At 62.2% G+C, this 12569-nt stretch carries 10 protein-coding genes; 8 read left to right on the forward strand and 2 right to left on the reverse strand.

Translation table 11 applies throughout. From position 1 onward, the window contains the following. Positions 1 to 32: 32 nt before the first annotated feature. The 7 genes from mrdA to lipB all read left to right on the forward strand — a co-directional run bounded on the left by mrdA (position 33) and on the right by lipB (position 7480). The gene (mrdA, locus tag ACWHVV_RS07585; protein ID WP_447928790.1) at positions 33 to 1940 is read left to right on the forward strand and encodes a penicillin-binding protein 2; all 1908 of its coding nucleotides are present in this window, start codon (positions 33 to 35) and stop codon (positions 1938 to 1940) included. After that, positions 1940 to 3100, forward strand: a complete 1161-nt coding sequence (gene rodA / locus ACWHVV_RS07590) for a rod shape-determining protein RodA (RefSeq protein ID WP_447928791.1) — start codon at positions 1940 to 1942, stop codon at positions 3098 to 3100. Before mrdA ends, rodA begins: the two co-directional genes overlap by 1 nt. A 37-nt stretch (positions 3101 to 3137) precedes the next feature. Beyond that, the gene (gene mltB / locus ACWHVV_RS07595; RefSeq protein WP_447928792.1) at positions 3138 to 4163 is read left to right on the forward strand and encodes a lytic murein transglycosylase B; all 1026 of its coding nucleotides are present in this window, start codon (positions 3138 to 3140) and stop codon (positions 4161 to 4163) included. Then, positions 4160 to 5170 carry a septal ring lytic transglycosylase RlpA family protein gene (locus tag ACWHVV_RS07600; protein ID WP_447928793.1) on the forward strand — a complete coding sequence of 337 codons (1011 nt, stop codon included), beginning with the start codon at positions 4160 to 4162 and terminating at the stop codon, positions 5168 to 5170. The genes mltB and ACWHVV_RS07600 overlap by 4 nt, the downstream gene beginning before the upstream one ends. Before the next feature lie 58 nt (positions 5171 to 5228). Further along, entirely contained in the window at positions 5229 to 6428 is a 1200-nt protein-coding gene (locus ACWHVV_RS07605; protein ID WP_447928794.1) for a D-alanyl-D-alanine carboxypeptidase family protein, read from the forward strand. Between the two features lie 81 nt (positions 6429 to 6509). Then, the gene (locus ACWHVV_RS07610; RefSeq protein ID WP_447528515.1) at positions 6510 to 6821 is read left to right on the forward strand and encodes a YbeD family protein; all 312 of its coding nucleotides are present in this window, start codon (positions 6510 to 6512) and stop codon (positions 6819 to 6821) included. Beyond that, complete coding sequence (lipB, locus tag ACWHVV_RS07615) at positions 6821 to 7480, forward strand: lipoyl(octanoyl) transferase LipB (RefSeq protein ID WP_447928795.1); 660 nt, start codon at positions 6821 to 6823, stop codon at positions 7478 to 7480. The genes ACWHVV_RS07610 and lipB overlap by 1 nt, the downstream gene beginning before the upstream one ends. Before the next feature lie 91 nt (positions 7481 to 7571). On the opposite strand, the gene lipA is transcribed toward lipB, so the two are convergent. Both lipA and ACWHVV_RS07625 read right to left on the reverse strand, forming a co-directional pair. Continuing rightward, complete coding sequence (lipA, locus tag ACWHVV_RS07620; protein ID WP_447928796.1) at positions 7572 to 8624, reverse strand: lipoyl synthase; 1053 nt, start codon at positions 8622 to 8624, stop codon at positions 7572 to 7574. Positions 8625 to 8834: 210 nt separating this feature from the next. Next, entirely contained in the window at positions 8835 to 9824 is a 990-nt protein-coding gene (locus ACWHVV_RS07625; RefSeq protein WP_447928797.1) for a LysR family transcriptional regulator, read from the reverse strand. Between the two features lie 219 nt (positions 9825 to 10043). Here ACWHVV_RS07625 and ACWHVV_RS07630 point away from each other — a divergent pair, with 219 nt between their 5' ends. After that, positions 10044 to 12506 carry a DUF3141 domain-containing protein gene (locus ACWHVV_RS07630; RefSeq protein WP_447928798.1) on the forward strand — a complete coding sequence of 821 codons (2463 nt, stop codon included), beginning with the start codon at positions 10044 to 10046 and terminating at the stop codon, positions 12504 to 12506. Positions 12507 to 12569 lie beyond the last annotated feature (63 nt).

The following is a 12569-nucleotide window of genomic DNA, read 5'->3' on the forward strand; positions in this document are numbered from 1 at the left end:
CCCCGCGCCATATCCAGGAACAGTCTGTTGCTATGCGCAAGCGCCGAGACACGCTAAAAAACGCCGAGCAGGAGCTACGTATTTTCCGGGTACGAGCGCTTCTAGCGATCGTGTTCGTCATGATTTTGACCGGACTCTTGACCAGCCGGCTCGCCTATTTGCAAATCACCCAGCATGAGCTTTACACCACGCGCTCGGAGAAAAACCGCGTGCGGGTCGAGCCGCTGCCGCCCAACCGCGGGCTGATCTTCGATCGCAACGGCGTACTGCTGGCGGAAAATCGGCCCACCTATAACCTGACGCTGGTGCGTGAGCGGGTGGACGACCTGGACGAGACGCTGGCGCTTTTGGTGGACCTGCTGGCGCTTCCCGAAGAAGAGATCGAGGCGTTCAACGTGCGCTCCCGCCAGCGCCAGCGCCCCTTCCAGCCGGCGCTCTTGATGAGCGATCTCAGCGAAAACCAGATCGCCCGACTGGCCGTCAACCGCCACCGCCTGCCCGGGGTAGAGGTCGAGGCGCAGCTTCTGCGCTACTACCCCGATGCCGAGATCATGTCCCACGCCCTGGGTTATGTTGGGCGGATCAACGTAGAAGAACTCAAGGAGCTCGATAGCGGGCGCTACGCCGGCACTCACTTCATTGGTAAAACCGGGGTGGAGCGCTTCTACGAAGAGGAGCTTCACGGCGAGGCGGGCTTTCGCAAGGTCGAAACCAACGCCCGGGGCCGGGTGCTCAGAGAGCTCGGCCGGACCGACCCGGTGCCTGGCCAGAACGTGACACTGACCCTGGACAAGGGGCTACAAACGCTTGCCCACGAACTCATGGATGGCCGACGCGGCTCGATCGTCGCCATCATGCCCGGTACCGGTGAAATTCTGGCCATGGTGTCGACGCCGGGGTTCGACTCCAACCAGTTCGTGACCGGTATCGATGTCGCCTCTTACCGGGCGCTTCAGGACGATATCGACCTGCCGCTTTTCAACCGCGCCATTCGGGGCCACTACCCGGCGGGCTCCACGGTCAAGCCGTTTTTGGCGCTTGCCGGGCTCGTCACGGGCTCCATTACGCCGGACACCACGATCAACGACCCGGGCTATTATCAGTTGCCCAACGACTCGCGGCGTTACCGTAACTGGCTGCGCTGGGGCCACGGGCGGGTGAATATGGAGCGCGCGCTTGCGGTCTCCAACAATACCTATTTCTACTCGCTGGCCCACGATATGGGCATCGACAATATTCACGAGCAAATGAGCAACTTCGGCTTCGGCCAGCGCGTTGCCCACGACGTTCAGGGTGAAAGCACCGGTCTTTTGCCCTCCAGGGATTGGAAGCGCGCCCGCTTCAATCAGCCCTGGTACCCGGGGGAGACGTTATCCGTCGGCATCGGTCAGGGCTACTGGCAAATCACCCCGCTGCAGCTTGCCAGCGCCACCGCGACGCTTGCCAACCGGGGCCACTGGGTCAAACCACACCTGGCCCGCACGATTGGCGGCGAGCCGCTGGCCATGCCGCTACCGAATACCCTCGAGGATATCCAGCTGGACAACGACGGCTGGTGGGACCGGGTATTCAGCGGCATGGAAAAAGTACTTAGCGGCAGCGAAGGCACCGCCCGGCGCACCGGGGTGGGGCTCGAGTACCGCATGGGCGGCAAATCCGGTACCGCCCAGGTGTTCTCGCTAGGCCAGGACCAGCGCTACAACGCCAATGAGCTCGAAGAGCGCCTGCGCGACCACGCGCTCTTCATGGCCTTCGCGCCGATCGACGATCCGCAAATCGCGGTCTCGGTGATCGTCGAAAACGCGGGCGGCGGCAGTACCCACGCCGCTCACCTGGCCCGTGCCATGACCGACGCCTGGCTCTTGCGCGACGACGCCCCGGAGGTGGAAGAGGTGCTCGATGAGATGGAAAACGAAAGTGCCAACGTGGAGGGCAACTGATGACCGCCTGGCCGCTGCCGCGTAGTTTTCGCCGTCACCCGGTTCGCCCACCGGATAGCGGTATCGCGCGGCGCAAGAGTATTTGGGAGCGGCTACACATCGACCCCTGGCTTTTGGGCATGCTGCTGCTGCTGATGGCCGGCGGTCTGCTGGTGCTGTATAGCGCCTCGGGCCAGCGTATCGAGGTCGTCATCGGCCAGGCGTCGCGCTTTGGGGTGGCGCTGGCGGGGATGTTCATTCTCGCCCAGCTAAGCCCGACCACGTTTTTGCGTTGGGCGCCACTGGCGTACGGCATTGGGCTTGCCATGCTGCTGGCGGTGGAGATCGCCGGTGATATCGGCATGGGCGCCAAGCGTTGGCTGGAAATTCCCGGGGTCATTCGCTTTCAGCCCTCGGAAATGATGAAGCTGGCCGTACCGCTGATGGTGGCCACCTATTTGAACCGCTGCCAGCTGCCGCCGCGGATTCGCGATATCGCGGTGTGCGCGGTGATCATCGGCGTACCGGTGGTGCTGACCGCTATTCAACCGGATCTAGGTACCTCGCTTTTGATTGCCAGCGCCGCCGTTTTGGTGGTGCTGCTGGCCGGACTCTCCTGGCGGCTGATTGCCTTCATCGCCGGGCTTGCCGGGGCGGCGCTGCCGCTTTTATGGATGAACATGCACAACTACCAGCGCCAGCGCGTGCTGACCTTTCTCGACCCGGACAGCGACCCGCTGGGCTCGGGCTGGAATATCATCCAGTCCACCACGGCGATCGGCAGTGGCGGCGTATGGGGCAAGGGTTGGCTCGAAGGGACCCAGTCACAGCTCGAGTTTTTGCCCGAGCGCCACACCGATTTCATCATTGCGGTACTGGGCGAGGAGTTCGGGCTGGTCGGCATGCTGGTGCTGCTCGCGCTCTACACTCTGATCATCAGCCGCGGTTTGTGGCTTGCGGCCGGCTCCCAGGACACGTTCGGCCGGCTGTTTGCCGGCAGCATCATTCTTACATTCTTCATCTACGTGTTCGTCAACGTAGGCATGGTCAGCGGCATTTTGCCCGTGGTGGGTGTCCCACTGCCGCTGGTCAGCTACGGAGGTACGTCGAGCGTGACCTTGCTGGCCGGCTTCGGTATTCTCATGTCGATACACGCCCACCGGCGGCTGCTGTCGCGCTAGACTCGCGGCGCGATTCGTTTACAAAGGAGTGGTGGTAATGGGCAGGACCCGAAACAGCGTCAGCGGCTTTGTGTTGATGATGACCCTTGCCGGCCTCAACCCGGCGCTGGCAAGCGAGGGCAAAAGCGCCTTCGCCCCGGACGAGCACCCCGAGACCCGGCAACTGCTCGAAGAGCTCAGCGCCCAGGGCATCCCCGAGGCCTGGCTGCGTGAAGCCTTCGACACGGCCGAGTACCGCCAGAACGTGCTGGATGCGATGGAAGGCGCCGCGGAGCGCCGCCTGCGTTGGTACGAGTACCGCGATATTTTCATTAGCGACGAGCGTATCGCCCAGGGCGCCGACTTCATAAAGGCCCATCAGGATGCCTTCGAGCGCGCCGAGCAAACCTATGGCGTGCCTGCAGAAATCATCGCCGCGATCATCGGCGTGGAAACCTATTACGGGCGCTATAAAGGCGATCACCGCGTGCTGGATTCGCTGGCCACGCTCGCCTTTCATCACCCCACGCGCGGCGCGTTCTTTCGCGGCGAGCTGGCCGCCTTTTTGGATATCACCTATGAGCAGCAGGTCGCCCCGGAGAGCGTTTATGGCTCCTATGCCGGCGCAATGGGATATCCGCAGTTCATTCCCACCAGCTACGATGCCTACGCGGTCGACTTCGATGGTGATGGCCGCCGTGATTTATGGGAAAATCCCGTCGATGCGATTGGCAGCGTCGGCCACTATTTCGCCGAGCACCGCTGGCAGCCGGGTGCGCCGGTCTACCACGAAGCCCAGGCAAGCGGCGATGCGCTGGACACGCTTACGTTCAACCAGACCAGCACCCCGGTGACCACCGCCGCCGAGGCCGCCGAGGCCGGGCTAGTGCCCGCCGATACCGAGCTCGAGGCGTCCCGCGATGTAGTGCCGTTAAAACTCGAGCTCGCCAATGGCGATACCCGGTACGGCCTTGGCGAATACAATTTTTATGTCATTACCCGCTACAACCATAGCCACCTCTACGCGATGGCCGTGGTGGAGCTTGCACAGGCCATTGCGCACACGCTTGAGGGGCAAGGATGAGGTCACTGTTTAAGAAGCCGCGCCTGGTCGGAGGTGTCACTCTGCTGGCGCTATTGACCGGCTGTGCCAGCCAAAGCGCGCCGCCGGCGGTCAATCCCGATCATCCGCCTCGAGAAGCCGCGCCGGCCCCCGCAAGCCAGGCGTCCAGTTCGGGCGCTGCAAAAAGCGGCGAGCGCTACGCCATGACCGGGGATGCCTACCCGCTCGAGCCACCGGACGTCAGCGAAGTGCCCGACGCCCAGCCGCGTATCGAGGAGCCGTCCCGGGCGGGCAACCGTTCGACCTACGAGGTGTGGGGCGAGACCTACAACGTGCTGCCAAGCGCTTCAGGCTATGCCAAGCAGGGCAATGCCTCCTGGTACGGTGAGAAATTTCACGGCTACGCGACCTCCAACGGCGAAATTTACGACATGTATAAAATGTCGGCGGCGCACCGTTCGCTGCCACTGCCGACGTTTGCGCGCGTCACCAGTTTGAATAGCGGCGAGTCGGTCATCGTGCGCGTCAACGACCGTGGCCCGTTCCACAGTGACCGCGAGATCGATCTTTCCTACGCGGCGGCGGCGCGGCTGGGTATTCTGGATAACGGGACCGGCCCGGTGCGCGTCGAGGCGATCGACCCGCAGCAGTGGCTGGCCAGCCGCGGCGGTGCTTCCGCCCCCGCTCAGCCCGCCGCTCCCGCAAAGGCGCCGCCGCGCGCCCAGCCAGCGCCTCAGCCCCAATCGCAGGCTCAGCCCCAGTCGCAGCCTCCATCTCAGCCAGCGCCCGCAGCGGCGCCCCAGAACGGCGGCGAAGAGATATTTTTGCAGATCGCCGCGCTCGGCAGCGAAGAGAGCGCCCGCGCGCTTCAACAGCGCCTGGGCGATGAGCTTTTACACTCGGTGCGCGTGCAAAGCGATGCCGGTGTGTATCGGGTGCAGGTCGGGCCCATGTCCCCCGGCCAGGAGCAGCAGGCTCGCTCAGCGCTTGGTCAGGCGGGCTTCCCGCAGGTGTTTGTTGTGAGATAATCGGATTACCCTGGTTTTAACGTTTTTTGACGCTCTTTATGCAAGTGAGAAGTGAGTAATGACTATTTTTAATGCGTTTCGCCGTACCGCCCGGCTCTGTTTGTTTGCAACGGTGACCGCAGTGGCGCTACCCGCCACGGCCCAGGTAATTCCTCAACCGCAAACCATCATTCCCGCCGCCCCGCAGCTGGCGGCCAGCTCCTGGATTTTGATGGATGCCAATAGCGGGCGCATACTCGTCGAGCACAACGCCGACGAGCGTTTGCCGCCGGCCAGTATCACCAAGCTGATGACCGCTTACCTGGTCGAACGCGAGCTGGATCGCGGCACTATCAACATGGAGGATATGGTCAACATCAGCGAGAACGCCTGGCGTACCGGCGGCTCCAAGATGTTTATCGAGGTCGGCGACCGGGTCTCCGTCAACGACCTGCTCCACGGTATCATCATCGTGTCGGGTAACGATGCAAGCGTTGCCATGGCCGAGCACCTGGCCGGCGGTGAGGCGCCGTTCGCCGACCTGATGAACCAGCACGCCGACCGCCTGGGCATGGTCAACACCCATTTCGAAAACGCCACGGGCTTGCCCCACGAGAATCACTACTCCTCGGCGCACGATTTGGCGCGGCTTTCGCAGCACATCATCAACGACTACCCCGAGCACTACGAGATCTACTCTCAGCGTAATTTTGCCTTCGGTGGCATCGATCAGCCCAACCGTAACCGGCTTCTCTGGCGCGACCCGACCGTGGATGGCCTGAAAACCGGCTGGACGACCGAGGCGGGTTACTGTCTGGTGTCGTCGGCCAAGCGCGACGACATGCGCTTGATTTCGGTGGTCATGGGCACCCACTCCGAAGAAGCCCGCGCCCAGGAAACCCAGAAACTGCTGAGCTACGGTTTCCGCTTTTACGAAACCATGAAGCTCTACGAGCGCGGCGCGGTGCTGGCCACTCCACGCGTATGGGGTGGCGAAGCCAACGAGCTACGCGTTGGCGTAGACGACGAGGTCTTCATGACGTTGCCGCGTAACCGTAACGAAGAGCTGCGTGCGCGCCTCAACCTGCATCAGGATCTTCAGGCGCCGATCGCCGTGGGCGACGAAGTCGGCACCCTCGAGGTTTATCTGGGTGACGAGATGATGGGCGAGCGCCAGCTGACCGCTCTCGAAGCCGTCGAAGAGGGTGGGCTGTTCAAGCGTCTATTCGATCAGGTGCGGCGCTTTTTCAGTGGCTTGATCGCAAGCTTCACTGACTGATCGAATCGTCTAAAATGGATGTCATGCGCGCGCCTGGCCTTGCCCGGCGCGCGTCCTCTATTGGGTAAACAAGGTTGGACTATGAAAAAGGATGCGAATAACGGGTTTCGCGATTTAAGAATGCCAAGCGCCAGCGAGCCCCCTAAAATTACTTTTCCCTGTGACTATCCCATCAAGGTGGTGGGCGACGCCGCGGACGACTTCGCGGCGAGCGTGTGTCAGATTCTGGTGAAGTACGATCCCGCTTTCGATGCTACCGCCATTAAAGTGGTGCCCAGCCGCAATGGCCGCTTCCAGTCGGTGCGTTTGACGTTTCAGGCCACCGGCGAGCAACAGTTGGCAACGCTTTTCGAAGAGCTCAAGGCGACCGGCCGCGTACATATGGTCGTTTAATGGCAGGCGAGCCTATCGAGTTCTACGCCCTGGGAAGGCAGCCCTACGCCCCCGTATGGCAGGCCATGCGCCACCTGACCGATACCCGCGATGAACACACCGCGGATCAGTTTTGGTGGGTCGAGCACGACCCGGTATTTACCCAGGGCCAGGCAGGCAAGCCCGAGCACCTGTTGATGCCAGGCGACATCCCGGTGGTGCAAACCGATCGCGGCGGGCAGGTGACTTACCACGGCCCGGGCCAGGTCGTGCTTTACCCGCTTCTGGACGTGCGCCGGGCGAAGATCGGCGTGCGCGAGCTGGTCAGTGCGCTGGAAAACGCGGTGATCGCGGTACTGGGGGAGTACGGCGTGAGCGCCCGCGCCCGCCCGGATGCGCCGGGTGTCTACGTGCCAACGCCGATGGGTGAGGCCAAAATTGCCTCCCTGGGGCTACGTATCCGCCGTGGGGCGAGCTATCACGGCGTTGCATTGAACGTCAGCGCCGATCTTGCGCCGTTTGCGCGCATCAACCCTTGCGGCTATGCGGGTATGGCCGTTACCCGGCTTGCCGATCTTGTGAAGATCCAGGCGCCTGAGGCAGTGGGCGAGCAGCTCGCTCGGGCGTTGGCTTGCAAGCTTGGTCGCACGTTGGGGCCTGCCCAGCGCAAAACGTTTTAGCGCGGCGGCTTGCCAGGCGGCGCCCAAAAAAAGCGCCTGACCGTTATCGGTCAGGCGCTTTTTTTATGGGTTGGCGTTAACGGGTAGGGCTTTAGCCGACGTTCAGGGCGGGGATGCGGTTTTCATCCTCCTGCTGGCCGGGTACCGCGGCCGGCGAGGCCAGGCCCAGATTGTTCTTCTCGAATACCTTGTCGGCGCGATAGCTCGAGCGTACCAGCGGTCCGGAAGGCACTTCCATAAAGCCTTTTTCCAGACCCAGCACGCGGTAGCGGTCGAACTCTTCCGGGGTGACCCAGCGCTCGACGGGCAGGTGGTTTTTCGTCGGGCGCAGGTATTGGCCCAGCGTCACGATATCCACCCCGATTTCGCGCAGGTCATCGAAGGTTTGCAGAATCTCTTCCTCGGTTTCGCCAAGACCCAGCATCAGGCTCGTTTTGGTGATCACGTCCGGGCGATGCTTTTTGGCATGGGCCAGTACGTCGAGGGTTTTACGGTAGCCCGCCCGCGGGTCGCGCACCCGCGAGGTCAGCCGCTCGACGGTTTCCACGTTCTGGGCGAATACCTCGAGCCCTGAATCGACGACGCGCTCGATCGCCGCGGGTTCGGCGTCGAAATCCGGCGTCAGCGCTTCGACCACCACTTCGGGTGTACGCGCCTTGATGGCCTGAATGCAGCTGGCGTAGTGGCCAGCGCCGCCATCGTCGAGATCGTCACGGTCGACGGACGTCAGCACGATATAGCGAAGCGCCATCAGCTCGACGGACTTGGCGGTGTTTTCGGGCTCTTCCTTGTCGAGCCAGCCCTGGGGGTTGCCGGTATCCACCGCGCAGAAACGACACGCCCGTGTGCATACCGAGCCCATCAGCATGATCGTGGCGGTTCCGTTGCTCCAGCATTCGCCCATGTTGGGGCAGTGAGACTCCGCGCATACCGTACTCAAGCGGTGCTCAGCGACGTTTTTCTTGACGGCTTCGAAGCGCTCGCCGGCGGGGATCTGCGCGCGCAGCCACTTGGGCTTGCGCTCCAGCGAAGGCGCCTGGGGCTCTTCCTTTCGCTGCTTCATGCCGTCCTTGATCGCCGAGGTGCCGTGCTCGTTACGATATTTTTCGCCGCTGGACACACGCTGTGTGGGGGTGTTGCTCATAAAAAAGAGCCTCTCTACTGTGCAACGGGCTACATCAAAAAGCGCGTTAGGAAAAGTGCGAGGCGCCCGGTGGGGTGGGCCCGCGGCGCTTCTCCAATGGGCACTCTTTAAAATGCGGTCTCTACGCGCTAGATACGACGTAGGTAGTACCCGTTAATGTAACATATTTAGCAAAGTGCAAAATAGCACGATAGCCCCCAGGCGCGCGGCTCAAGGGGGAGTGGTGAGCGGCAGGCACGCGACATCATGGCCGGGTAGCGCCGTGGCCGGGGCCTGGAAGTAGCGGCGGTACTCTTTCAAACGCTCCTTGGTGAAAAGCAAGAAGAGCTCGGCCACCGGCGACAGGAACTGCTCCCGGCGATGGACGGCACACCACGCCCGGCGGATTGGAAAGGCGGGGAGGTCCAGACTTGCAAGTAGCTGATGCTCGAGCTCGAGCTGCACCGCCAGGCGCGGCAGTACCGCCACGCCCAGGCGCGCCATGACGCCCTGTTTGATCGCCTCGTTGGAACCCAGCTCGATACGGTGGGCAAGGCCCACTTCCTGGCTTGCGGCGAGCTGCTCGAAGGCGTTGCGCACGCCGGAGCCGGGTTCGCGCATCAATATGTAGTGGCGGGCGAAGTCGCCAAGGGTCGGCGCTTGCATGGTCAAAAGCGAGTGGCCGGGCCACACCACCGGGATGAGCTCGTTTTCGAGCAGCGGGGTCACCGAAAGGCCGTCGTTGTCGGGCACCATGGCCATGATCACCAGGTCGTCGCGCTGCTCGGCCAGCCGCTCCAGTGCCTGGCTTCGGTTACACACTTTCAAGCGCACCGTCACTTCCGGGTACTGGGCGCGAAAGCGGGCGAGCAGGTAAGGCACTACGTACTGGGCCGACGAGACGGCGGCCAGGTTGAGCTCGCCTTTGATAGTGCCGTTCAGGTCGGACAGGTTCATCGAGAGCTTCGCAAGCTGGCCGATGATTTCGCGGGCGGATACCGCCAGCGTGTCGGCGGCGGGCAGCGCATAAAGCGTTTTGCCGGCGTACTTGAAAAGCGGCTCGTCCACGGCTTGTTCGAGCTGGCGGATCTGTGCGCTCACGGCGGGCTGGGTCAAACCGAGTTGCTCGGCGGCGCGGGAGTAGGAGCGCTTTTGGTAGACCGCTTGAAAAACCTGGAGCTGGCGGAACGTCAGGCGGTTGAGAAGGCTCTTGGGTGTCATGTAAGCCCCTCAATACATCGGTTCGAGCCGCCGGGCGGGCGGCAGGCGGCTTGATGAAAAATGGCAAGATCCTGCGTGGGATCCTGGGGTGATGCTACCACCGATGCACGGGTGGCGTCTTTATCGACGGCTTTGCGGGTTTGGTCTAGACTATATTGCATTGCAGCATCATGATGTGTGTATGGATGAGCGTCTTGCATCGATCCATCAGGAGAATCCATGAATTTTCTCGCTAATCCCTTGCTCTCGGGCCGCTGGTTGAACGGCGCCTCCGAGTCCCGCCAAAGCGCCTCCGCCTTCCCGGGCCAGGAGGCGCTGGTCAGCATGATGGACCCCTTCGGTTTTGGCCGTGCCGCCGCCAGTTACTGGCGCGACAGCGTCGAGCGCAACATTCTCTACTGGGATGTCATGCGCGAGCGAGGCAACCAATACCTCGAGCACATGGAGCAGACCAAGCCCAACGTGCTGGGGTTCAAAACCGAGGTGCTGGTGGATGGTCGCACCCTGGCCCGTCCCACCAACTACGAACTTCTGCGGGTATTACCGCCGGAAGGCAGCCAGGTCGACCCCAAAAAACGTCCGTTCGTGGTGGTCGACCCGCGCGCCGGCCACGGCCCCGGTATTGGTGGTTTCAAGCCCGATAGCGAGCTCGGAGTAGCACTCAAGGCGGGGCATCCCTGCTATTTCATCGGCTTTTTGCCCTACCCGGAGCCAGGCCAAACCGTCGAAGACGTGGTCGAGGCGGAAGTCGCCTTTTTGCGCCATGTGATTTCGCTGCATCCGGCTATCACCGAAAAACCCATGGTGGTGGGTAACTGCCAGGCGGGTTGGCAGTTGATGATGGCAGCCGCCCTGGAGCCCGACGTGTTCGGGCCGATCCTGATTGCCGGCGCGCCGCTTTCCTACTGGGCCGGCGAGCGCGGCAAGGCGCCCATGCGTTATACCGGCGGCATGGCCGGCGGCAGTTGGGTGACTGCGCTGACCAGCGACCTGGGTAATGGCCAGTTCGATGGTGCCTGGCTTGTGCAAAATTTCGAGCGTCTGAACCCGGCCAATACCTATTGGAAAAAGCAGTATCACCTTTATGCCAACGTGGATACCGAGTCCACGCGCTATCTGGAGTTCGAACGGTGGTGGGGCGGTCACGTGATACTCGGCGGCGACGAAATACAGTACATCGTCGATAACCTGTTCGTCGGCAACCGCCTGTCTACGGCGCAGTTGGTGACCAGCGACGGTCGTCGGATCGACCTTCGTAATCTGCGCTCGCCGGTCGTGGTGTTCTGTTCCCGCGGCGACGATATTACCCCACCGCCTCAGGCGCTGGGGTGGATACGCGATCTTTACGAGGGCACGGACGATATCGTCGCCAACGAGCAGACGATCATGTACTGCATGCACGATACTACCGGCCACCTGGGGATTTTTGTCTCCGGCAGCGTTTCGCGCAAGGAGCACTCCGAGTTCACGGCGAACATGGACTATATCGATGTCATGCCGCCCGGGCTTTACGAGACGACGATCACGCATGCCAGCGAGCGCAAGGATGCCGAGCTGATAGAGCGCGATTACCTGCTCGAGTTCACGCCGCGCAACTTCGAAGAGCTCGACAAGGAAGTGCAGCACCGCCCCGAGGATGACCGGCGCTTTGCAGCCGTCGCGCGGGTTTCCGAGATCAACCTGGGCTTTTATCGGCTTTGCCTGCAGCCGTTCATTCGCGCGGCGGTCACGCCGGAATCGGCGCGCTTCATGCGTAAAATGCATCCGATTCGCTTGGGGTACCGGCTCATGTCGGATCGCAATCCGATGACGGTGTGGCTGCCCAAAATGGCCGACGCAGTGCGCCAGAATCGCGCCGAGGTCAGCGAGGACAATATCTTCAAGACCTTCGAGTCGTTCGCCTCGAATCAAATTGTCGATAGCCTGAATACCTTCCGCGATATTCGCGATGGCGCCACCGAAAAAATGTTCATGGCTTTCTACGGCCAGCCCCAGCTTCAAGCGGCGGTTGGGCTTCATGGCGACGCCCACGTGCACCGCCGCCGGCCGGGGGCCGAACCCGAGCATCTTCGCTACATCGAAAGCCGTAAGGCGGCGCTTCGCGAGAAGATCGTCGAAGGCGGCCCGCTGGAAGCCACCATTCGCTCGGTCATCTACGTGCTGGGCGGCGCACCGGCCTCGGATGAGCGTAACTTCAAACGCCTGCGCGCCTCCCGCGCCGAGCTCGAATCGCAAACGACGCTTTGCGAGTTCAAGCGCTTGGTGCGCGAGCAGTTCTTCATTTTAAAGCTCGACCGCGAGCAGGCGCTCGACTCGCTTCCAGGTCTTCTGGAAGGTGAGAGTAACGCAGCGCTTGATGAGCACATCCAGCACATGACCCAGGTATTCGCCGCCAGCGGCGAGCTAAGCGAGCAGGGCGCAAAGCGCTTTGACCAGATCAAGGCGCTTTTCGACAAAGCGCGGCGCAGCGAAGAGGTCGCCCCTGCGCAGAGCGCGCCCCCGGCCGTCGAAAGCACCGATGAAGAAAAGCCGAGCGCCCAGGCAAGTTTTGATCAGCCAGGCAGTGCCAGTGAAGCGACGTCGGAAAACGCAAATTCGGCCAGTGCAAGCGGCGCTAACGCTAAAAGCGGTGCGGCAAAACGTACCTCGGGCGCGCGCGGCAAGCCGCGTAACAAACGCTAGCCAAACCTCGATATAGCTTTTTTGACTTTGTCGTTATCACGCCCCCGGTTTGGCCGGGGGCGT

The organism is Vreelandella sp. EE27 (assembly GCF_968206495.1).